General features: G+C 40.8%; 17 protein-coding genes. 10 read left to right on the plus strand and 7 right to left on the minus strand.

Annotated elements, in window-relative coordinates; genetic code table 11:
- The first annotated feature begins 25 nt into the window (after nucleotides 1-25).
- The 5 genes from ACUXV0_RS15785 to ACUXV0_RS15805 all read left to right on the plus strand — a co-directional run bounded on the left by ACUXV0_RS15785 (nucleotide 26) and on the right by ACUXV0_RS15805 (nucleotide 4,449).
- Complete coding sequence (locus ACUXV0_RS15785; protein WP_446190538.1) at nucleotides 26-757, plus strand: NUDIX hydrolase; 732 nt, start codon at nucleotides 26-28, stop codon at nucleotides 755-757.
- A gap of 60 nt (nucleotides 758-817) precedes the next feature.
- Nucleotides 818-1,264, plus strand: a complete 447-nt coding sequence (mscL, locus tag ACUXV0_RS15790; protein WP_446190539.1) for a large conductance mechanosensitive channel protein MscL — start codon at nucleotides 818-820, stop codon at nucleotides 1,262-1,264.
- Nucleotides 1,265-1,392: 128 nt separating this feature from the next.
- On the plus strand, nucleotides 1,393-1,923 hold the full coding sequence (locus ACUXV0_RS15795) for a GNAT family N-acetyltransferase (RefSeq protein WP_446190540.1): 531 nt from the start codon (nucleotides 1,393-1,395) through the stop codon (nucleotides 1,921-1,923).
- Nucleotides 1,924-2,031: 108 nt separating this feature from the next.
- Nucleotides 2,032-3,225, plus strand: coding sequence for an esterase (locus ACUXV0_RS15800; RefSeq protein ID WP_446190541.1), 1,194 nt, complete (start codon nucleotides 2,032-2,034; stop codon nucleotides 3,223-3,225).
- 21 nt (nucleotides 3,226-3,246) lie between these two features.
- Nucleotides 3,247-4,449, plus strand: a complete 1,203-nt coding sequence (locus ACUXV0_RS15805; protein WP_446190542.1) for an esterase — start codon at nucleotides 3,247-3,249, stop codon at nucleotides 4,447-4,449.
- 49 nt (nucleotides 4,450-4,498) lie between these two features.
- On the opposite strand, the gene ACUXV0_RS15810 is transcribed toward ACUXV0_RS15805, so the two are convergent.
- The 7 genes from ACUXV0_RS15810 to ACUXV0_RS15840 all read right to left on the minus strand — a co-directional run bounded on the left by ACUXV0_RS15810 (nucleotide 4,499) and on the right by ACUXV0_RS15840 (nucleotide 15,735).
- A complete protein-coding gene (locus ACUXV0_RS15810) occupies nucleotides 4,499-5,401 on the minus strand; it encodes an EamA family transporter (protein WP_446190543.1) in 903 nt (300 codons plus the stop codon).
- A 343-nt stretch (nucleotides 5,402-5,744) separates the two neighbouring features.
- Nucleotides 5,745-6,659 (minus strand): 5-dehydro-4-deoxyglucarate dehydratase, encoded by a 915-nt coding sequence (locus tag ACUXV0_RS15815; protein ID WP_446190544.1) that lies wholly within the window; start codon nucleotides 6,657-6,659, stop codon nucleotides 5,745-5,747.
- Between the two features lie 60 nt (nucleotides 6,660-6,719).
- Nucleotides 6,720-8,246, minus strand: coding sequence for a galactarate dehydratase (gene garD, locus ACUXV0_RS15820; protein WP_446190545.1), 1,527 nt, complete (start codon nucleotides 8,244-8,246; stop codon nucleotides 6,720-6,722).
- Nucleotides 8,247-8,259: 13 nt separating this feature from the next.
- Nucleotides 8,260-9,669 (minus strand): GntP family permease, encoded by a 1,410-nt coding sequence (locus tag ACUXV0_RS15825; protein WP_446190546.1) that lies wholly within the window; start codon nucleotides 9,667-9,669, stop codon nucleotides 8,260-8,262.
- Nucleotides 9,670-9,672: 3 nt separating this feature from the next.
- Complete coding sequence (locus ACUXV0_RS15830; RefSeq protein ID WP_446190547.1) at nucleotides 9,673-10,878, minus strand: glycoside hydrolase family 88/105 protein; 1,206 nt, start codon at nucleotides 10,876-10,878, stop codon at nucleotides 9,673-9,675.
- A gap of 131 nt (nucleotides 10,879-11,009) precedes the next feature.
- Nucleotides 11,010-12,629 carry a RagB/SusD family nutrient uptake outer membrane protein gene (locus ACUXV0_RS15835; RefSeq protein ID WP_446190548.1) on the minus strand — a complete coding sequence of 540 codons (1,620 nt, stop codon included), beginning with the start codon at nucleotides 12,627-12,629 and terminating at the stop codon, nucleotides 11,010-11,012.
- Between the two features lie 13 nt (nucleotides 12,630-12,642).
- Nucleotides 12,643-15,735, minus strand: a complete 3,093-nt coding sequence (locus tag ACUXV0_RS15840; RefSeq protein WP_446190549.1) for a SusC/RagA family TonB-linked outer membrane protein — start codon at nucleotides 15,733-15,735, stop codon at nucleotides 12,643-12,645.
- A gap of 288 nt (nucleotides 15,736-16,023) precedes the next feature.
- On the opposite strand from ACUXV0_RS15840, the gene pelA reads away from it, so the two are divergent.
- The 5 genes from pelA to ACUXV0_RS15865 are packed head-to-tail and all read left to right on the plus strand — an operon-like array spanning nucleotide 16,024 to nucleotide 22,638.
- Nucleotides 16,024-16,968 (plus strand): pectate lyase, encoded by a 945-nt coding sequence (pelA, locus tag ACUXV0_RS15845; RefSeq protein WP_446190550.1) that lies wholly within the window; start codon nucleotides 16,024-16,026, stop codon nucleotides 16,966-16,968.
- 53 nt (nucleotides 16,969-17,021) lie between these two features.
- Entirely contained in the window at nucleotides 17,022-19,826 is a 2,805-nt protein-coding gene (locus ACUXV0_RS15850) for a glycoside hydrolase family 88 protein (RefSeq protein WP_446190551.1), read from the plus strand.
- On the plus strand, nucleotides 19,808-20,854 hold the full coding sequence (locus ACUXV0_RS15855) for a pectinesterase family protein (RefSeq protein WP_446190552.1): 1,047 nt from the start codon (nucleotides 19,808-19,810) through the stop codon (nucleotides 20,852-20,854). The genes ACUXV0_RS15850 and ACUXV0_RS15855 overlap by 19 nt, the downstream gene beginning before the upstream one ends.
- On the plus strand, nucleotides 20,848-22,299 hold the full coding sequence (locus ACUXV0_RS15860; protein WP_446190553.1) for a tagaturonate reductase: 1,452 nt from the start codon (nucleotides 20,848-20,850) through the stop codon (nucleotides 22,297-22,299). The genes ACUXV0_RS15855 and ACUXV0_RS15860 overlap by 7 nt, the downstream gene beginning before the upstream one ends.
- Nucleotides 22,300-22,305: 6 nt before the next feature.
- On the plus strand, nucleotides 22,306-22,638 hold the full coding sequence (locus ACUXV0_RS15865; protein WP_446190554.1) for a cupin domain-containing protein: 333 nt from the start codon (nucleotides 22,306-22,308) through the stop codon (nucleotides 22,636-22,638).
- Nucleotides 22,639-22,690: the final 52 nt, after the last annotated feature.

Raw genomic sequence — 22,690 nt, forward strand, 5'->3', positions numbered from 1 at the left:
TTGTGGTCACAATGATCCCTTTTTAATGAAGTTTGACATTTCTGAACATATCCCTAATCTTTCTGTTGACTGTGTAGTTTTTGGTTTTGAAGATGGGCTGCTGAAAGTGCTTCTTTCAAAATTTAAGCTCCTTAAGAATACCTGGGTTTTGCCCGGTGGCCATATTAAATGGAAAGAAAGTATTGATGAAGCTGCCAAAAGACATCTTTTTGAAAGAACCGGCATAGAGAATCTTTATCTGGAACAGTTTAAAGTTTTTGGTGACAGCGATCGTATCAAAAACAGCAAGGATATAAAAGAGCTTAAAGAGCAAATGGCGGTTTTTGACCCAGACAGATTTACTCCGGAGGTCATTGATTGGATGAGTGATCGTTTTACCTGTGTTGGTTATTACGCTCTGGTGGATATTCAGAAAGTAAAGACAAAGGTGGGTTACCTGGAAGAAAAGCTGGAGTGGATAACTATTGATGCCGTACCAAGGTTAATCCATGATCATAACCAAATTTTGAATGATGGCCTTTTGGCACTAAGAGAAAACCTGGATCGTAAACTTATAGCCTTCAACTTACTGCCTGAGACATTTACTATGAAAGAGTTGCTTATGGTGTATGAAACGGTTTATGACAGCAGTTTTCCTATGAATAACTTCCAGAGAAAAATGCTTCAACTTGGTATTCTGGAGAGGCTCGAGAAAAAGTTTACCGGAGCTTCAAACAAAGCACCTTACCTCTACAGGTTTGTTCATAAATCAAATTAAAGTGGGGTAAAAAGAAGTCTGCCAGACGCGTTGATACGAATATTCAAAAAATCAGTAGTAATGAAGTTTAAGTTTTTGAAAGAATTCAGAGAATTCGCTGTAAAAGGTAATATGATCGATATCGCCATTGGTGTGATCATAGGTGCTGCGTTTAATAACGTGATCGATAGTTTGGTCAAAGAGGTTTTTATGCCCCCTTTAAGTCTACTTACTGACGGTGTTAAATTGGAAAACAAAAAGTGGGTTCTACGTGAGGCTGTATTGAATGGTGAGGAGGTATTAAATGCTGAGGTGGCAGTTGGCTATGGAAGGTTGTTAGAAACCGGCGTAGACTTTATCATTATAGCTTTTACGGTTTTCCTTGTCGTGAAATTAATGCATCGTTTGAAGAGCAAGGCTGATGACCCCAAGGACGCCACAGTTCCTACACCAAAAGACATTGAGCTACTCTCCCAAATAACCAGTTTAATGGAGAAACAGGTGAAAATTTTGGAGTCAAAAAAGTGATATGCCTAAGCTAAATAGGATAATGTTCAGATTTAAATTTCTTATTTAAAGGACTTTATAGAATCTTATTTAATGGTCGACATGTATTGCTAAAGTGGGTCTAACTTCATCTTTTTAGCATATCAACCATGAAAACAACCCCGTCTATTTTAATAAGACAGGCATTTCCCAGTGATCGGGATCTTTTAGCAAGAATAGGAAAACAGAGTTTTATAGAATCTCACGGTTCCAGTGCTGCATCCTCAGATATCGAAGAGTATGCTTCTTTAAACTTTACTTCAGACAATTTCCTTGAAGAGCTCATAGATGATAAAAATGTATACTATCTCATCTATTTTGATGACAAGCCAGCCGGTTATTCGAAGATCGTTTTCAACGAAGGTCATGAAAACATTGCAGAGCAGAATGTAGCCAAGTTGGAAAGAATCTATATCCTGGAAGACTTTTACAGGAAGCAGCTCGGGTCAAAATTGTTCAAACTGAATCTTGAGCTTTCAAAAGAAAAGAATCAATCAGGAATGTGGCTATACGTTTGGGAGGGTAACCAAAGAGCAGTTTCATTTTACCAAAAGATGGGTTTTGAAATTATTGGAAGTCATGATTTCAAAATCAGCGATAATCACTCTAATCCGAACCACCGGATGTATCTGAAATTTTGAGTCAATTGGTCGGTAAAAAATCAGTAATTATATATTGTCTCACTCTGAGACTATAAATTCTGCTGAAATAGTTTAATTTCGTTGGACATTCTAAAACCTATTGATCCAATGAATTTTAAAACGGCAATAATTCTGCTTGGGTGGGTGATTCTTCCCGCAGGAATTAGGGCACAGGAAATCCCTCAAGAGCCTGAAGAAATTATTTCTCCAAGAATCAATGATAACTCTTCTGTGAGTTTTAGCCTAATGGCTCCTCAGGCAGATACCGTGAAGTTAGTCTCTGATTTTCTTCCTCCAGAAAAAGTAATGACGCGTTTTGGGGTCCAGGAAGGGCCGGGATCTGTCATCTTAGAGAAAAATGAGAACGGTCTATGGACCTTTACCTCAAAGCCTCTGGAGTCTGAACTTTACAGCTTCTGGTATTTGGTGGATGGTGTAAGAGTAGCTGACCCAAACTCGCCTTATGTTTTTAGAAATGGGTCTACGGTAACAAACATTTTTACCATAAGTGGAGGGCAGGCAGATTATTATGAAAATAATGACGTACCACACGGTTCGGTATCAAATACCTGGTACCATTCACCCACGCTGAATAAGGATCGAAGACTTACCGTATATACTCCACCGGGATATGAGAGTTCAAATGAATCTTACCCGGTTTTGTATTTATTACACGGGGCCGGAGGTGATGAAAACTCATGGGCCGCACATGGTCGGGCTACTCAGATAATAGATAACCTGATTGCTGCCGGAAAAGCCAAACCAATGATTGTGGTTATGCCTAACGGAAATGTGGCCCAGGATGGTGGCTACGGTTATGGCAGTGAAGGCTTTCAAAAGCCTACTTTTTTGCCAGAAAGATCTATGAATGGAGAGTATGAAGCTCACTTTAAAGATGTCATCACCTTTGTAGAGAAAACCTATCGCGTAAAAAAGGAGAAGGAGGCAAGGGCCATTGCAGGTCGTTCTATGGGCGGCTTTCATACCATGCATATCAGCCGGTATTATGAAAATACTTTTGATTATGTAGGGCTTTTTTCTGCCGCCGTTATTCCAAGAGAAGATGCTACAGGGCAGGTCTATTCAAACATGGAGGAAACGCTTAAGAAACAAGCCGACAATGGGCTTCGCTTATACTGGATAGCCATTGGAAAAACAGATTTTCTTTTTGATGCTAATGTGGCATTTAGAAAACAACTCGATTCTTTGGGCATGACTTATGAATATGTAGAATCTGAAGAAGGTCATATCTGGAAAAACTGGAGAGTGTACCTCACAAAATTTGCACCTAGATTATTTTAAAATACACCTAAACAATAACTTATGTTTTCAAAAATCAAACATGGAATATGGGCTTTGGGAGCCTTTTTTATGCTCAATACTACTTCTGCACAAGAGGCATTATTTGGAGCTCAGGAAATAAAATCACCAGAGATTCATGCTGATAATTCTGTTACATTCAGATTTATGGCTCCAAAAGCTGATAGCGTGAAGCTAACAGGGGACTTTTTACCGACTATAAAGATTCAAACGCAGTTTGGACCTATGGATGCTCCGGGTCCTGTTCATTTGTCAAAAGATGATAAGGGACTTTGGTCGTTTACGTCACAAGTATTGTCTCCGGAGCTATATAGCTACTCTTTTGAGGTAGATGGAGTGAAGGTTACCGACCCTAATAATCCATTCTTAATTAGAGACGTGGCTTCAGTAACCAACATTTTTATTATTGGAGGCGGTCATGCTGACCTTTATAAGGTCAATGACATACCGCATGGTACCGTAGCTAAAAGATGGTATGATTCACCGGGTCTTAAAATGGACAGAAGGTTAACGGTTTACACTCCTCCTGGATATGAAAGCTCGACAGATGAATATCCGGTACTTTATCTGCTACATGGAGCAGGTGGAGATGAAGAAGCCTGGAGTGACCTAGGTAGAACGGCTCAGATAATGGATAATTTGATAGCATCAGGTAAGGCTAAGCCTATGATTGTGGTTATGCCAAATGGCAATATTTCACAAGATGCCGCTCCAGGTAAGGGTAGTGATGGCTTTTATAAGCCGCAGTTTATGGCTCCGGGAACCATGCAAGGTAGCTACGAGACAAACTTTATGGATATAGTGAAGTTTACGGAATCTAATTACCGAGTAAAGGCTGATAAGGCTCATAGAGCTATTGCCGGTCTTTCAATGGGAGGGTTCCATTCGATGCATATCTCAAGATATCATGCCAATGTGTTTGATTATGTAGGCTTATTTTCAGCGGCCATTATGCCAAGAGAAAATGCCGCAGGATTAGATGTGTACAGTGATATTGACGGAACACTTCAGACCCAAATGGATAATGGCCTGGAGCTTTATTACATCGCTATTGGTAAGACAGATTTCTTATTCAATGCCAATAAGGAATTTAGAAAGAAGCTTGACGATATGGGCATGGAGTATGAATACCTGGAAACAGATGGAGGACATATCTGGAGAAACTGGAGAGTATATCTTAGTGAATTTGCTCCTAAATTATTCTAAAAAAAGTAGAGTTTGATTTAGAAAAATGCCGGGGAATACCCGGCATTTTTTATTTAAAGAGTAATATCAATAATACCCCAATCAAGATACCTGCCAGAGGAACAAGCTTTTTGCGTTTATTCTTTTCTTTAAAAATGATTCCACCCAATAAGACAGCGATTAATATCTGGCTTCTTTTGATGGCAGAAAGAAGCATAATCAGGGCTTCAGGGTCTTGTAAAGCCTTGAAGTAAAAGTAGTCTGATGTCTGCAGTAAAATACCTACGGCCGGTATGCTCCATCGCCATTTAAAGGCTTTTCGTTTTTGTGGATTTGGGAACCACGTTACGCAAAGGATCAGGAAAAGCAAAAGCATGGCATAAAAGCAAAACCAGAACTGTAAGGTTGGAGGGTTTAGCTCTAGCCCTTGAATCAAAAACTTGTCATACAGGCCGCTGGATGCCCCCAAAAAGGTAGCCCCAATGATGGCATAGATCCATTTATTATTCTTGAAGTGAATCCCTTCTTTTTTACCAATCTGCGAATACAGGAAAACTGAGAAAATAATAAGAAAGAAGCCGACCCATTGCCATGGGTTAGGCTTTTCCTGATAAATAAGTAATGCACCAATAAATGTAAAGAATGGCCCCGCAGAACGAATTGGAGTCACGATAGTTATAGGCAAATGCTTCAAGGCCTGATAGGCCAATAACCAGGAGGCCGCCATGATCATGGACTTAATAAGAATATATCCGTGAGTAATCCAGGGAATTTGCTGAACGTATAGGCCTGCACTCTGAAAAACATCTGGCCAAAAACGAGAGCCTAAAAATAGAGGAATCAGGACCAATAAGCCTGCAGAAACGGTTCCGAATAAGACTGGAAAAGCCTCGTTATTATTGACGGCATGTTTCTTACATAAATTATGTAAGCCCAGGAAAAGTGCGGCCAGAAGCCCGAGATACATCCACATAAAGGCGAAGATAATCGGTTGCCTTTTAATGGGCCGCGAGTACTCAGCTGAAAAGGGCTTTTCCTTTGATCAATGCAAGGAATTATTGAAATAAAAAAGACAGTATCAAACGATGCTGTCTTTTCACTTTAACCAATTATATAACCTATGTATTAAGCTCGTGTAATGTTGTTGTCTAAAGAGCTTGAAATATTAATTGTGAATTTAAGTTGTTGATAATAAAAACTTTGTATAAAGTGTGAAATAAATTTACGCAATCGTTCTCGGAAACGTTCTCAAAATTTTCTTTCTCCAAATACAAGATATTTAAACTTAAATTTTGATTGTATTTTGCTCCTTGTTGTTAGAGAGAAGATAATTCTTTACCTCGCTCAATAAGCTCTTTGAGTAATTCACTTTCTGATTTTGATGGCATTTGAAGAGGTGGTCTTACATCACCGGCAGGTTTGCCAATAAGTTTGGCTCCTTCTTTTATCAAACTAACTGCATAGCCCGCTTTTTTGCCACGCAATCTGACAAACGGAATAAAGAAGTCCTGGATGATTTGGCTCACTAATTTTTGGTCTCCTTTTCGAAGTGCTTTATAGTACGTTATGGCCAACTCAGGCACAAAATTAAAGACTGCTGAGGAGTAGGTATTGACACCTATAGAAAGGTAGGCTTCAGAAATGATTTCGGCGGTAGGTACACCTCCAATATAGACCAATCTATCACCAACGGTTTTGATGACATCATTGAGGTCTTGCATATTGCCAGTACCATCTTTTAGTCCGATAAGATTCTCGCAGCTTTCTGTCAGCTCTTTAATATGTTCGGCTTTCAAAATACCATTGGCTCGGTTATAGTAAATTACCGGAAGCGTGGTGTTTTGCATGATAGTTTTTGCATACTCCACCACTCCCTCTGGTGGGCAGCCTGTTAGGTAGGGTGACATAAGCAATAAGGCATCTATCCCCGCTTTTTCTGCCATCTGAGCATATTCTATGGCTTCCGGAATACTTCTGCCCACACTTGAAATGAACGGTGTGCTTCCCTTTTGAACCGATTGACTACAATCCAAAATTTGTTGGTATTCTGCCTTTGAAAGAGAGAAGAATTCTCCAGTACCTCCGGCTACAAAAACAGAGGAAATATCCTTCGAAAGAAACCATTCCAGTCGTTTTGTATAAGATTCGGAGTCAAAATTTCCATTAGCATCCATGTCTGTGATTGGGAATGATAAAAGCCCATCACTTAGAGCATTTAATAATTGTTTCATGCGTTTGTTTTTATTGATCCTCAAAGGTTCGGTTGATCCTTTGGTAGATTTATTTCAATATTATGTAAGAGGTCCAGGGTTAAACAGTACCAGATCATTATATAAACCCAGTTTATCTGCAGCCACTGTATTTTTACCACTGGCCGTATCAAGTATCAGCTGAAATAATTCCCAGCCCATTTCTTCAATCGTCTTTTTGCCGGTGGCTATTTGTCCGGCATCCAGATCTATTAAGTCAAACCACCTTTCACTCATTGGAGTATTAGAACTTACTTTAATCACCGGTACCTCAGAGAGCCCGTAAGGCGTGCCCCGGCCGGTCATAAATACGTGCATGTTCATACCTGCGGCTAATTGTAGCGTTCCACAGACGAAGTCGCTTGCCGGTGTTGCGGCAAAATTTAATCCTCTGTTTTTGAGTCTTTCACCTGGTTTAACAATACCGACTATTGGGCTAGTACCCGACTTGGCTACTGAACCCAAAGCCTTTTCTACTATCGTGCTTAAACCTCCTTTTTTGTTTCCCGGTGATGGATTAGCACTTCTGTCTGCTTTGCCGGTGGCCAAGTATTCATCATACCAACGCATTTCTTCAAGAAGCTCTGTGGCTATTTTTGCACTGGTGCATCTTGGTACCAATAAATGCACTGCGTCCCTTACTTCGGTTACTTCCGAAAACATGACACTACCGCCTGCTCTCACGATTAAATCTGCAGCAAAACCGGCGGCAGGATTGGCCGTAATGCCCGAGAAAGCATCACTACCGCCGCACTGCATGCCTACTACCAGTTCAGAAGCCGGACACTCTTCACGTTTTCTTTGATTGAGTTCAGACAAATGCTTATCTGCTAAATTCAGGACCTCATTAACCATGGCATTAAAACCAACCACCTCCGGGTCTTGCATGTAGAAAATTGAAGAATTTCGATCGGCGTTTGAGCTAAGTGTTTCGGGTCTGAGTTTTTCGCATCCCAAGCCCAGCACAAGAGCCTGATCTCCGAAATTTGGATTGTCTGCTAAATTCTGTAAGGTTCTGATAGGTACCACAGCCGCAGGAGCGTTGATAGCTACACCGCAGCCGTAGGAATGATTGATAGCTACTACACCATCCACATTTGGGTATTTTGGCAATAAATCTTGCTTGATTTTTTTGACTACATGCTCGGCCAAACCAGCGACACATTGCACACTGGTGCTTATCGCCAGAAGGTTCTTGGTACCTACAGTCCCACTTTTATTCTTGTATCCAAGGAAGGTATACCCTTCCAGAGGTTCAGCTTTTTGGATTGGGGTTTTGATATACTCAATTTCATCTAGCTGAGGTGGGGTTGGTAAATCAATATTCGTTTCATTGATCCAGCGACCTGCTTCTATTTCTTTTGAGGCAAAGCCAATTGTTTGTCCATAACGCACTACTGCATCACCTTTACCAAGATTACATAGTGCCACTTTATGCCCCATGGGTATAGATTCTTTAATCAAAAGCCCACCTGAAATGAGATCACCACTTTTCAGGCCAGTTCTCTCCGGAGAAACAGCCACGTTATCTGTTTTAAAAGCCTTGATGGTGATTTTTTGAGAGGTCATTCTTTTCAATCAATTAGACAAATGGAAATAAAATGGATAAAGTCATCACAGCTACCAATCCGGCCAAAGCCATTACCACCAGTAGCATAGAAAAGTGACGTATGGCTTCATTGACTTTCATGCCGCTCATTTTTGTGATGATCCAGAAGGCACTATCATTCATCCATGCAAAAATCTTAGAACCACAGCCTATGGCCAATGCCAAATAGACAGGATGAAAGGCCAATTGATCATTAACGACCCCACTCATTACTCCCATGGCTGTAATCATGGCTACAGTAGCCGATCCTTGGGCAGAGCGAACCAAAGCCGTAACAAAAAACGCCATTGGTAAAAGTGCGATTTGGAAATTCCCTGCCAGATTAGCTACTTCAGCACCGATGCCAGTTTGCTGGAGCATTTGACCAAATGCCCCTCCTGCGGAGGTTATCAAGATGATCATGCCGGCACTACTCAGTGCTTCTGATATAAAACTCTTAAACTTCTGATGGTCTTTTACCTGACTCCATAGTAACCACATTGCTACCAACGCTGAGATCAAAAGGGCGAAATTGGCATCCCCAATGGTTTTAAGGATGGAAATGAGCTTGACATTTTTTGGGAATACTATTTCGGAGAAAGTATTACCTGTAATTAGAAGAATTGGAAGTAATACAGGCAATATGGAAATAGCCAATCCCGGTAGTTCGTTATTTGTTTTGGCAGAGAAATTCTGAAGGTCTGCCACTTTTACATCTGTGGCGTCTCTTACGGGTAAATCCCATTTTTTATTGGCCCAAATGGCGTAAAGATATCCAGCTAGAATGGTAATAATACCAACTACAAGCCCTCCGATAATCATAGCCCCCAAGTCGATACCCATTTCCTCAGCCACAAAGAGAGGCCCGGGAGTGGGAGGAATCAATGAATGTGCCATTACGCCACCAGCAATAGTCGCCATCAGGTACAGGCTGAACTTCTTTGGATTCCTTATGGAAAGTGATTTCACCAAAGGGATCATGAGGTAAAAAACGGTGTCGAAGAAAACTGGAATGGCCAAAGTAAAGCTACCGGTGAGCATGGCCAGAGAAGAATTCTGTTTGCCGAAAATCTTAAGAATACTCCTAATGATTCTCTCTGCAGCACCACTACGCATAAGTGCTGCTCCTATGACTGAGGCTAGTGCAACTAAAATCCCAACTTTGGCAGAGGTATTGCCAAATGCCTGAGCTACCTTTTTACCCAGAGAGATTTGTTGTAAGGAGAGGGTCTCAGCATCATTTAATCCTTTTTGCATGGCAAAAGCCGCGATCATTTCCGGTGAGGTGCAAAGTGCTGTAAATACGGCACCTAGCAATAGGGAAATGGCTGCATGCAGTTTAAGTTTTACAATGCAAAACAGCACCAGGGCTGTTGCCAAAAGGATGATAAGGAGAGAACTCATAATTTATTCTTCTATTTCCAAAGAGGCAAGTACAAAAGGACCCATTCCATGGATATCATTGGTCAGCATAGGCTCACTTATATAATACTCATAAGAGCCACTTCTGTATGGGTTACCACCAAGGCCGGCACTTTTACAAACTTGTAAAATATCTACACTTCCGTTTTCATGAACATAGGTGAGATTTTTGATCAAACCATCATAGGATTCCTTAGCATAGTTGAGGTATTGCTGGTCTAAGTAACTATGTTTTGCTCCTCTGGCAAGGGCATAAATGAACATAGATGATCCTGAGGCCTCTAGATAATTACCTTCTTCATGGGGCTTGTCTGTTACTTGCCACCATATTTTGGTTTCCGGGTCTCTTACTTTAATGATGGCTTCAGAAAGGTCATTGAGGTATTGAATAAGTTTATCTCTTCCCTCCGTTTCTTCGGGTAGAATATCCAAAACATCTACAAGTGCCATGGCATACCAGCCCATGGATCTCGTCCAGAAATTCGGTGAGCGACCGGTCTCTTTATCGGCCCAGTCCATCTGTTTGCTTTCATCCCAGCCATGAAAAAGCAAGCCAGTGTTTTCGTCTTTTAAATGTGCTTCAATTTCATCAAACTGATGAATGATATCCTGGGCCTGATCTCCATTCTCAAACTCTACATTATATCGAGCGTAAAAAGGGGCTCCCATATACAGGCCATCGAGCCACATTTGGTAAGGGTATATCTGCTTATGCCAGAAACCGCCAGAGTTAGTTCTAGGGTGAGTTTTTAGCTGCTCTCGCAAAGAATCCATGGCTATTTGAAATCGCTCATCACCCGTTTTTTCTTTCATGAAAAAAAGGAATTTGCCGGCATTGACATTGTCAATATTATACTCTGTGGTGCTGTATTTGAAAATCTGACCATTTTCATCAATCATTTGATCAGTGTAATTCTTCATATAATCCAGGTAGCGTTCATTACCTGTTTTTTGATAAAGTCTTTCTAAGGAAGTCATGAAAAGGCCAATCTTGTAATTCCATTTTGACTTTTTCTTTGTTACCAGTTTTACCGGGTCCGGGTTTCTTTCTATAACTGATTGGGCAAGTCTTTCTGACCAGTTAAGCTCTTCGCTTATTTGAGTTTCTTGTTGAGTGTCCTCAGCGTTTTGAGAGCAGCTGAGTAGCAAAATTGCACAGAGTGCAAAGAGTAATTTTGATAAGGTTTTCATAATAATCAAGGCTTTTCCAGAGTAGTGATTTTCGAGATAAAAAAACAGGAGATAGATAGTACCCATCTCCTGTATAACTTATTTTAAACTGTATGATGCTTAAATAATTATCGACTTAATTCAGGCCCTTCTTAATTATAAGCCGGGTTCTGAGCATAACTGTCATTTTGGTTAAGATCTAAGGCCTCTCTAGGGATAGGTCTTAGGATCTTTTGCTCGCCATTGGCACCTGCAAAATCACTTTCAGATACCAGTCTGTGGTATTGAGCAGTTCTTCTAACCAATGTGCCTGTTCTTTTTAGATCAAACCATCTATGGTATTCACCAAAAAGTTCTCTTGCTCTTTCGTCAAGAATGTAGTCGATGTCAAAAACATCAGCAGTAGCCGGGGCAACACCTGCTCTTTCGCGAACTACATTCAGTAGGTCAAGACCTTTTGAAGCATTGCCTGCCTGAAGATTTGCTTCAGCTGCAAGCAGATACGTTTCTCCAAGTCTGGCTAAAACGATATCTCTGGTGCTTGTTTTGGCACCAAAAGGAGCTTTAGGGTCATCAAACTTCTTAACCGGGATTGTCTGATTATCACTACTAACTGTCTGAGAACTGTAAGAACCATAAGAGTGGTAAGCTGCATTAGGGTTAGCTGTCATGAAGGCTACACTGTCTTCAGCAGTAAACCATGATGGCTCATAGAATCTTGCTACTTCAAGAGAACTCTTATCATCTACATCATAATAGTCGAAGTATCTCGTGTACATTTTTGTCATAAATGTACCTTCCCAACGAGCATCATCCTCTGTAAATAGATCGATAGCATAGTCAGAGGCAATTAAGTTATAGGTTCTGTATGGTGCGTTACCTGCTACCTCAGTTCCACCCATATAAGGTCCAAAATAACTAGACTGTCTATTACCTAGATTTTGAGGGTCTACACTTACTGAGGCCGGTGAGTACTGAACCGAGAAAATGGTTTCAGAATTTCCGTCATTATTTGGGTCCCAAAGCTCTTCAAAAGTTAGGCTTAATCCTTCGCCACCAATCACCTGATCGAAAAGCGATGCTGCTTTTGTGAAATCATCAGAACTACCGAATGATTCATAACCGCGAGTTAGATACACTTTACCTAACAAGTTTTGAGCTGCTCTTTGGTTAGCTCTTCCGTTATATGCTCCAGAAGACAATCCACTTGCTGCGGCATCCAGGTCAGAAATAATCTGAGCATAGATTTCCTCAGCAGAGTTTCTCTCCAATTCATAAACGGCTTCTTTGATGTACTCATTTAATAAAGTCACACCACCGTAAGATTGTACCAAAAGGAAATAGGCATTGGCTCTCAAAAACTTAAGCTCCGCAATTCTCTCGTTTAAAGCAGGGTAAGAGTCAAGCTGCTCGCTGTAATACAGACCTTGGTTTGCCAGCTGAATAGCGGCATAACAGGTACGATAAAGATGGTCTACACCTTCAGAAGAAGGGTCCAGATCTCTGTATTGGCTTAGACCAAGAGGCTCAGGCGTACGCCCTTCAGCATAAAGGTCAGTTCCGCAGCTAAACATCCATGCTTCATCACCATAAATGGTTCTTAATTGAGCATAGTTTGCATTAACTAGAGCTTCAAATCCCTCCTGAGTTACATAATAACTCTCGGCAGTTACGTTTGATTTGTTCTGTTCTTCCAGAAACTTTTCACAAGATGTCATGGACAAACCAATGGCACCTAGTAGTACTATATTTTTTAATCTATTCAATTTCATTGTTCCTTTCTACTTAAAATTTCACACTTAAACCAAGCTGATACGTAATAGAAGCAGTTCTACCAACATTGAAGCTGGCATCTGCCCACTCAGGATCATACCCGTCATATGAAGTAAATACGAATGGGTTTAGAACGTTACCATAAATTCTCAAGCCATTGATTCCGATTGACTTAGCAGACTGTGGAGCTAAAGTGTATCCTAGAGTAATGTTCTTGATTTTGGTAAATGAAGCATCTCTGTAGTAGCCTACGCCACTGTTTCTCCAGAAGGTACCCATGTTTCTTGGCTGTGGATACTCATTTGAAAACTGAGCAGGTACACCAGCACCATTCTCAGGAATATACCAGTCGATATCTAACTTCTGACGACCTCTGTCTCTCGTATTGGTGAAGTTTGCATGGAATGGGCTATTCACAAATGAACCTACAGATGAAAGTACTGAGAAAGAGAAATCAAAATTCTTGTAATTCAATGTAGAGAATACACTACCAGTCCAGGTAGGATCGGAGTTTCCAAGAATGATTCTGTCATCATCTGCAGTGATTTTACCATCGTTGTTTTGGTCTACTACCTTCGCTTGTCCTTCCAGCTGTCCGTAAGACTCAGCAAGGTCTCTTTCGTTCGCCTGCCAGATTCCGTCAAACTCGTAGTTGTAGATAGAATTGATAGACTCACCGATGAACCAGTTGTTACCGATGTCATCTGCGTCTGTTCCGTATATTGAAACAATTCTGTTTCTGTTTCTGGTGAATGTGAAGTTGGTAGTCCAGCTTAAGTCTCTAGACTTAATGTTTCTGGTAGTTAGAGCTAACTCTACCCCTTTATTGCTCACAGATCCGATGTTATCATTGATGGTAAGACCACCCAACTCAAGAACCAGTTTTCTTTCAAGAAGAAGCCCGTCTGACAGACGATCATAAAAGTCAATGGAACCTGAGATACGCTCTTTCAGGAATCCGAAGTCTATACCGAAGTTACCTTCTCTTGTTTTCTCCCATCCTAAGGCGTTATTCGCAAGTGAGCTAGCTACCCAGCCATTAGCATTAGAGCCTAAGAAGTCGTAATAAACCTGCGTATCCAGAACATTGGTCAGTGAATACGGAGCAATGATATTATTACCCGTGAAACCATAACTCAATCTCAGTTTCAAGAAAGAAATAGCAGGTACATTAGCTAGGAAAGACTCCTGACTGATATTCCATGCCAAAGCAGCTGAAGGGAAATTGTCCCATCTGTTAGCTTCTGAAAGAAGAGAAGAGCCATCCCATCTGTTTGAAAGGGTTAGTAAATATTTACCCTTGTAAGAGTAATTAGCTCTTAAGGCAAAAGATGCTAGTGTTTGCTTTACAAAATATGAACCTATGTTATAGGTTGACTGATCACCAGAACCGAGGTTGTAAAACTCTGTTTCAAACGGCTGATTTCTGGCACTGATAGTAGAACCTTCACTTTGGGTAGAGTATACACTCTGTAGTCCTAACAAAGTAAAGTTATGATCTTGCTTAAAGGTTTTATTGATCGTGAATTGATTATCCCAAGTATAATTGATGTTCTGGGCATTTCTCAGTTCAGAAGAAGGTAGGTTATTGTTTCTAGAACCTACGTTTGTTAGTGCTCCCCATGCTTTCCCTCTACGCTGATTTGAAAAACCAGGAGAGAAAGTAGTTTTAAACGCTAACCACTGAATAGGCTTATACTCAACAAAAGCACTACCAATACCCGTAATCTTTCTTACCTCATCCTGAGAATTTGCAATCTCCAGAAGCGGGTTATAAGTAGATGTTTTATTGATTAGGTATTGTCCATTTTCGTCTCTCAGTTTACCTGGTTGAGGGAAAAGGGTTACGCCATCAATATCATATGGAGAAAGGAAAGGGTTCAAACGGAAAGCCTCTCTCATGGCTACATCACTACCAAATTGGTCATTCTTTAATGAGAAAGTGGTATTCAAACCGTAAGACACCTTGTCGTTAAGTTTGTGGTTAATCCCAACTTTTAAGGAGTACTTATCAAGTGCCTCGCGTTGTACATTACCAGTTTCGTTCTGTACACCAAGACCAATGTTGTATCCTAAACCAGACTCGCCTCTACCAGAGAAGTTCAGGTAGGTGTTATGCTGGTTTCCGTCCTGAAGTACGAGATCGTACCAGTCAAACCATTCATTATTTGCTGCTCTTTGCTCAAGCAATGGATTGGACGAACCCACTACTTTTGACTTCAGAACCTCCGGAGTAATAGCCATCGGATCTTGTAGGTTAGTCGTAGCCAAATATGCAGATTGGTGATAGTACCACCATTTCTGAGCATCCATCATTTGTGGTAGTCTAGCTACTTTCTTAACCCCGTAGTAAGAGTCTAGTGTAACATTGATGCCACTTTTTACATTAGAACCACTCTTGGTAGTAACGATTACCACACCATTAGAACCTCTGGAACCGTAAATGGCAGTAGATGACGCATCTTTTAGAACGTCAATTCTTGCAATATCCTGAGGGTTAAGGAAGTCGATATTATCAGAAGGTACTCCATCCACCACATAAAGAGGATTGGAGTCATCGTTTAATGAGTTATTACCTCTGATAGTGATATCAAATCCATCACCTAAACGACCAGTAGATGAAGAGATTTGCACACCCGCAATGTTTCCTTGTACAGCTTCCATCGGGTTGGTGAAATTTCTTTCGGTGATCGCCTTGTTATCAATACTGGCTACAGAACCGGTAAGATCAGATTTCTTTAATTGGGCATAACCAACGACTACCACTTCCTCAAGTGCATTATCACCTGATTCAAGTTCAATAGAAATTTCGCTGCTATTACCAACAGTCACTTCTTGTGGAGCAAATCCGATAAAGCTAAATACCAAGATCGCATCTTTACCAGACACGTTTAAAGTGTATTTACCGTCGATGTCGGTACTTGTTCCATTATTTGTTCCTTTTTCCAGAACATTTACCCCTGGTAGGGCATCCAGAGTTCCTGCTTCTGTAACCTTACCCGATATGGTAAGACTCTGAGCAAAACTCGCAAGGCTAAAGAGTGCCAGTAAAGCGGTTAAAAAACCGACCTTACCAACAGGTAGATTGTAGACTTTACATCTCATAGTTTAGTAAGCTAGTTTAGGTTGAAAATGGCTCATGCCTTGAGGCAATTACAGCACAATGATAGAGAGCATTTTTGCACATTGTAGAGAAAAAACAGGACTTTATTTACGCAATCGTTGTCGGGAACGATCCCAATGATTTATTCTTGAATTGACCTCTTTTTTGAAGAAATATTATTTTTCTTTGAATCAACACTCTTTTATTCAACTCATTTTATTGAAGGTCTGACTCTGTTTTCTTTTTCTTACATATCAATTCTCAGCTTGTTGCTGTCAACGTTTTTTGGCTTGAAAAGTCCCGATTTTACAGGCGACTCTACAGACCTAAAGGCGGAAAGAATTCTGGTGTATCAAAGAGAAAACGGAGGATGGCCTCAGTACCATGGTGATAAGGTAGACTACTCCGAGGATCTGAGTTCGGAGAAAATGCAGGAGATATTGGCAGACAAGTCAAAAGATGATACCACTATAGATGATCAAACGACAACGGGGGAAATCAAAGACCTTCTGAAAGCTTATCAAAAAACAGGAAACAATAATTATCTAAAAGCTGCAGAAGCAGGTCTTGAGTATCTATTGGCTGCTCAAAATGATAAAGGTGGCTGGCCTCAGACTTATCCCAGATCAAATTCTTACCACAAACATATCACCTTTAATGATGAGGCTATGATTGATGTTATGTGGATATTAAGAGGTGTAGCTTTAAGCGAAAGCTTGTATGAGCCATTAAGTATGAACTATAAGAAACAGGCTGAAGAAGGTCTTGAGAGAGGGGTGGAGTGTATTCTGAGAACTCAGTATGTACAAAACGGGCAGAAAACAGTCTGGTGTGCTCAGCATGATAGCCAAACTTTATTACCGGCTGCTGCAAGGGCTTTTGAGCCGGCTTCACTTAGTGGAAAGGAATCAGTAGGAATAGTTCTGTTTCTTGAAAGTTTGCCAAACAGAACCGACGAGATCAATCGTTCAATTACGGCAGCTAAAGAATGGTTTAGCCAAGTGGTGATTGAAGATAAGGCGGTTAGAAGGTTTAAGAATAACGGTAAGAATGACAGTGAGATGATTTCGGCACCGGGACGTCAACTTTGGGCTCGTTTTTATTCTCTGGATGATAATCAGCCTATATACATGGGAAGAGATCGGGTGCTCAAAAGAAATTTAAATGAAATAGAACAGGAACGTCGGGGTGGTTATGCCTATTTAGGAACCTGGCCCCAAAAGTTGAAACCATAAATTAGAACCTATGTAGGCTATTTTGGCCGGCATAAATTATTTGAAAGCAAAAGATGAAATACATAATTAGCTGCATCTTAACTACCATTCTGTTTGGAGGTGGGAATGCACAAATCACAAGCGGTCTTACCGGGGTAAGAGATCATTCTTATTCTAATGAAGTGGCTTTGGCTTCAGTACAGAAAGAATGGCCTGATGCTGAGTTGGGTCTTTCTGATTTTGATAAACCTTTGGAGAGTGTTGAAAACCTGGAATATGCCAAATTAGGGGAAAGAGCACTTCATCTTGACCTGTTTAAACCCTACAAAAATTCCAAAAAGACTGCCGTAATATTTATTCATGGAGGCGGCTGGAGAACAGGTGACAAATCTCAACATCACGAGCTGGCTAGAGAATTGGCTGGAAGAGGATACCTGGTAATCACTCCTGAATACAGACTTTCTACGGAGGCTTTGTACCCGGCAGCTATTTCTGATGTAAAGGCTTCCATTGCCTGGCTTAATCAAAGAAAGGCCGAGTTTGGTTTAGAAAATATAGCCATTGCTGGCTTTTCTGCTGGTGGGCAGCTTGCCGCACAAGCAGGTGTAAGTTCTGAGCTTACCTTTGGTAGTGAACATAATATTGAAAAGGAAGATCTTAAAGTAGATGCCATCATTGATATAGACGGAATTCTTTCTTTCACACATCCTGAGTCAGGTGAGGGTGATGACAGTAAGTCAATTTCAGCTGCAACACACTATTTTGGCTATGCCAAAGGACAACATGACGAATTATGGGAATCAGCCGGAGCATTGAATTATGTTGGTGCCGGAGATCCTCCTACACTTTTTATCAATAGCCGCGAGGCCAGAATGCATGCTGGTCGTGAAGACTATATTGATGTACTCAATAAAAATAACATCTATTCTGAGGTGCATACATTTGAAGGAGCTCCGCACTCTTTCCCTTTAATAGATCAGTGGTTCATGCCTACTGTTGATCTGATGGATAACTTCCTTCAAAAAGTGACGAATCCCTCACCGATGCATTACGCAAAGTTGATGGCGAAATCATTCATGACCTGGCATCAGGATTCTATTGCGGTGAAAACCGGCAGGCCAGCCAATTGGAATTACGAGCAGGGCCTTGCCCTTAAAGCCATTGAGAAGGTATGGAGGGAGACTGCCGATCCTTCTTATTTTGATTACATCGTTAATGATATAAATCGCTATGTTACGGCTGATGGCAATATAAGAACCTATAAAAAGAGCGACTATAATCTTGATAATATTTCTACGGGGCGTTTATTAATGACGCTTTATCATCAGTCTATAGATGACCGTGAGAAATATAAAAAGGCGGCTGATTTATTGTGGAGCCAGCTTAAAGGTCAGCCTGTAACTAAAGAAGGTGGCTATTGGCATAAGAAACGCTATCCTTTCCAGATGTGGCTTGATGGTCTGTTCATGGCTGAGCCTTTTTCAGCAGAGTATTCAAAAACATTTAATCATCCGGAGCACTTTGATCATATTTTAAAGCAGTTTCAGTTAATTGAAGAATACGCTGTTGACGAAAAAACCGGGTTGATATATCATGGTTATGATGAGTCCAGAGAACAACGTTGGGCCAATCCAGAAACAGGTCTTTCACCTCATTTCTGGGGAAGAGCTATTGGCTGGTATGCCATGGCTTTGGTAGAGGTTTTAGATTATTTCCCGGAGGATCATGAAGGTCGCGATCAATTGATAAGTTATTTACAAAGACTCGCTCCAGCTCTTCTAAAATATCAGGATGAGGAAACTGGAGTATGGTATCAGATGATTGCCCTGGTAGGAAAAGAGGGAAATTATCTGGAGTCTTCCTCCTCGTGTATGTTTGCCTACTCTTTACTGAAAGGAGTAAGAAAAGGTTACTTAGATGAATCTTATAGAGCCGCGGCCATAAAGGCTTATGAAGGTATCTTAAATGAGTTTATTATTCATGAGCAGGATGGCACCATAAGCTTGGATAACACAGTAAGTGTTGGTGGTCTTGGTGGTAACCCGTACAGAGATGGTTCATACGAATATTACCTGAGTGAGCCCATTAGACTTAACGATCTAAAAGGTGTAGGGCCTTTCATTTTTACTGCTCTTGAAATGGCTTATCTAGACCAGTTATCAGTAGGTGAAGGGAAAAAAGTCTTCCTTGATAATTACTTCAATAATGAACTTAGAGAAGGTGTCAATGGGAAGGAGTCTTTCCATTATATCTGGGATGATCAAATGCACTCAGGATTTTACTGGCTTGGTCAGATATTCGAAAACTATGGAGCCTCTAAGTATACCTTAAAAGAACCTACTGCTCAAAACCTGACTTCTGCGGATATTTATATCATTGTTGACCCTGATGATGCAAAAGAGACGCAAGACCCGAACTTCATCACTGCTGCTCATAGTAAGGTTATTAAAAAATGGGTCAAAAAGGGTGGGCATCTGCTCTTAATGACAAACGATGCAGGTCACTGTGAATTAGAAGGAGCCAATAAGCTGATACAGTCTTTCGGACTTTCTTTTACAGATAAGAATATCAATATGGTGCAAGGCAAACAGTGGGAACAGGGCAGCGTATTGATCTCAAAGGATAACCCCGTGTTTAAAAATGTTGATGAGGTATATATCAAAGAATTGGTGACAATTAACCCGTCCTCGGAATCAACCACACTTTTGAAAAAAGGAGATGACCACATCATGGTAACAGTGCCTTATAAGAAAGGTCACGTCACGGTTATCGGAGATCCATGGCTTTATAATGAGTACGTAGACGGTCGAAGAATACCAGATAGATATCAAAATTTTCAGGCAGCAAAAGATTTAGCAAAATGGTTATTGACAAAGTAAAGTCAGGCTTCTTACTAGCCATGTTCTTTATGGCGATCCCCGTATTAGGTAAGAAAGTAACGGTGGCAAAAGATGGTACGGGAGATTTTAACTCTATTCAGGCCGCTTTGGACCATCTGGAGTATTCGTCAAAATTCCAGACTATTTACTTAAAGAATGGTGTGTATACAGAGAAGGTCTTTGTAACAGAGCATATGCATCACATTCGATTTATAGGTGAGAGTGTGAAGGGAGTCATTATTACGGTGAGCCAGGCCAGAGATGTTTGGCGTTGTGAAAATCCCGATGATTTTGGTGCAGCTACATTCAATGTCAAAGGCTCTGATCTTGTTTTTGAAAATCTTACGATTACTAATACTTACGGATTAGAGGCTTCCGAAGATAAAGTGATCGATTGTCTGACTGAGGCGGGTACTTCGAATCAATCTGGCAGAAGGGCATTGCCGAGAGAAAAAGGTGAAAAGGATGGTACCAAGATAGTTCGTAAAGATGGTCATCAGTTTGCTTTCAGAGCAATGCCTGGTGCTACCAGAATGAAGTTTTACAACTGTGTTTTCAGATCAGGTGGCGGAGATACAGTTAGCCCTTGGGATGTAGACGGTGGTCTGTATTATTTCTCAGATTGTATCATTGAAGGGCATGTTGATTTGTATTGTCCAAGGGGCAATGCTATCATAGAAAACTCATTATTCATTTGTCACAATCTGAACGCGGCCATCTGGCATGATGGATCTGCTAATAAAGAGGATAAGTCTGTATTGATCAATTGTAGATTTGAAGGATACCCGGGTTTTAAACTGGGAAGGTACCATAGAGAGGCCCAGATGTATTTGGTCAATTGCAGTTTCGGTGAGAATATGGCGGATGCTCCCATTTATCAGGCCGGAAACCGAGAGCTGCAATGGGGGCATCGCATCTATTACATCAATTGTTCAAAAGATGGGGAGGCTTACGATTGGTATGCCAATAATACAGATCTGACTCAAAGTGATTTGACGTTCAAAAAAGTTTTCAAAAAGAAATGGTAGAAGAAAAAGAACTACTGGGGCTTTCCCTAATTAGTAAAAAAGAGAGGGAACTACCTGTCAAAGTTTTACAATTTGGCACCGGGGTTTTATTACGTGGCTTGCCGGATTTAATTGTTCATGAAGCCAACGAAAAGGGTTTGTTCAATGGGCGAATCGCGATGGTCAAGTCTACCAACTCAGGCTCAATTGATAATTTCTTAGATCAGGATTGTCTCTACACAGTAGGGGTGAGAGGAATTTCAAAAAGAGAGCTTGTAGACAACAAGGTCCTATGTTCAAGTGTTTCTGATTTATATGTTGCTGCATCTCAATGGGAAGAAATATTGGAGCTGGCATGTCAACCTGAACTTGGGTATGTATTCTCTAATACCACAGAATTAGGATTGACATATAAAGAAGAAATCATTCAGGAAGGCAAGTGTCCTGAGTCATTTCCGGGAAAGCTATTGGCTTGCCTTAAGGCTAGATTTGAACAATATGAAGGCGATAAAGACCGAGGCTTGGTGATTTTGCCTACAGAGCTGGTTTCAGATAACGGGACTAAATTAAAAGGTATAGTAGAAAAGCTAGCTGAATACAATCATTTTCACCCACAGTTTATGACCTGGCTGGGGGAGTCAAATCATTTTTGTAACACTTTAGTCGATAGAATTGTGCCGGGCAGTGTTCCTGAAAGTGATCTGGAAAGCTTTAATGCTGAACTGAATTACTTTGACAAGAATCCTATCATAGCCGAGCCCTATGCTCTTTGGGCCATTGAAGGCTCTGAAGAGGTAAAGGCAAAGTTAGATTTCTGTTTTGCTGGCTCTGGTGCCTTTGTGGTATCAGATATCAGTAGTTATAAGGAGATCAAGCTAAGGATTTTAAATGCCACTCATACGTTTATTTCTGGTCATGCTTTCTTAAGCGGTTTTGAACTGGTGAAGGTGGCTATGGCAGACTCCAAGTTTAGATCAGAGGTGGAACAACTCTTATTTGATGAAATAATCCCTGCTATGGGTGATTCTATTTCTTTGAACGAGAAAGAGGACTTTGCTCGAAGCGTTCTCGACCGCTTCTCAAATCCTTTTTTGGAGCACCAGTGGCATTCCATCTGTTTTAATTATACCATGAAAATGGTGCAGCGTTGTTTTCCTTTGGTTAAAGCTTCAATCGATCTATCTGGGGGTATACCGGAGAGAATGGCGGCCGGTCTGGCGGCCATGATAAGGTTTAGTTTACCAGTTCGTAAAGAGGGCAAAGTCTATTATGGTGAATTCAAAAACCAAGAGTACCAGCTAAATGATCCTGCCTCTGGAATCTACTCAGAAATTATAGCTAAAGGGAAAAGTGATAAGGATACTTTTCTGGAAATATTATCCGATACTCGACTCTGGAAGACCGATCTCACACAATGGTCTCAACTTCCGGAGGCCGTATGGAAAGTATATTCAACCTTTAAATAAATAGAAATGAGTAATACCCTGATTGCCGAAGAGGATCTCCAATGGGAAGATCTTGGCGGAGGAATTCGAAGAAAATTGATGGCTCAAGATGAAACCATGATGCTGGTCAAAGTTGCTTTTGAGAAAGGTGGAGTTGGTGCTGCTCATCATCATCATCATACCCAGGCAAGCACTATTGAAAGTGGCGTTTTTGAAATCACTATTGGTGATGAAACAAAAGTGCTGAAGGCTGGTGATGCTTATTTCGTTCCTTCTAATGTCGTTCATGGTGCTGTTTGTCTGGAAGAAGGTGTTCTCGTTGATGTTTTTACTCCAAGAAGAGATGATTTTTTGCCATAAATCTCAAAAATCTACAGGTTTTTGACAAAAAAATGAAAGTATCGCGTTCGCA

The organism is Jiulongibacter sp. NS-SX5 (assembly GCF_052828545.1).

Excerpts from the sequence above, each read along its gene's own strand:
- ACUXV0_RS15825 (WP_446190546.1), bottom strand. The coding sequence starts at position 9,669 with ATGAGTTCTCTCCTTATCATCCTTTTGGCAACAGCCCTGGTGCTGTTT.
- mscL (WP_446190539.1), top strand. The coding sequence starts at position 818 with ATGAAGTTTAAGTTTTTGAAAGAATTCAGAGAATTCGCTGTAAAAGGT.
- ACUXV0_RS15795 (WP_446190540.1), top strand. The coding sequence starts at position 1,393 with ATGAAAACAACCCCGTCTATTTTAATAAGACAGGCATTTCCCAGTGAT.
- ACUXV0_RS15815 (WP_446190544.1), bottom strand. The coding sequence starts at position 6,659 with ATGAAACAATTATTAAATGCTCTAAGTGATGGGCTTTTATCATTCCCA.
- ACUXV0_RS15865 (WP_446190554.1), top strand. The coding sequence starts at position 22,306 with ATGAGTAATACCCTGATTGCCGAAGAGGATCTCCAATGGGAAGATCTT.
- ACUXV0_RS15805 (WP_446190542.1), top strand. The coding sequence starts at position 3,247 with ATGTTTTCAAAAATCAAACATGGAATATGGGCTTTGGGAGCCTTTTTT.
- ACUXV0_RS15785 (WP_446190538.1), top strand. The coding sequence starts at position 26 with ATGAAGTTTGACATTTCTGAACATATCCCTAATCTTTCTGTTGACTGT.
- ACUXV0_RS15810 (WP_446190543.1), bottom strand. The coding sequence starts at position 5,401 with ATGTGGATGTATCTCGGGCTTCTGGCCGCACTTTTCCTGGGCTTACAT.
- ACUXV0_RS15850 (WP_446190551.1), top strand. The coding sequence starts at position 17,022 with ATGAAATACATAATTAGCTGCATCTTAACTACCATTCTGTTTGGAGGT.
- ACUXV0_RS15855 (WP_446190552.1), top strand. The coding sequence starts at position 19,808 with ATGGTTATTGACAAAGTAAAGTCAGGCTTCTTACTAGCCATGTTCTTT.
- ACUXV0_RS15830 (WP_446190547.1), bottom strand. The coding sequence starts at position 10,878 with ATGAAAACCTTATCAAAATTACTCTTTGCACTCTGTGCAATTTTGCTA.
- ACUXV0_RS15840 (WP_446190549.1), bottom strand. The coding sequence starts at position 15,735 with ATGAGATGTAAAGTCTACAATCTACCTGTTGGTAAGGTCGGTTTTTTA.
- ACUXV0_RS15800 (WP_446190541.1), top strand. The coding sequence starts at position 2,032 with ATGAATTTTAAAACGGCAATAATTCTGCTTGGGTGGGTGATTCTTCCC.
- ACUXV0_RS15835 (WP_446190548.1), bottom strand. The coding sequence starts at position 12,629 with ATGAAATTGAATAGATTAAAAAATATAGTACTACTAGGTGCCATTGGT.
- ACUXV0_RS15860 (WP_446190553.1), top strand. The coding sequence starts at position 20,848 with ATGGTAGAAGAAAAAGAACTACTGGGGCTTTCCCTAATTAGTAAAAAA.
- garD (WP_446190545.1), bottom strand. The coding sequence starts at position 8,246 with ATGACCTCTCAAAAAATCACCATCAAGGCTTTTAAAACAGATAACGTG.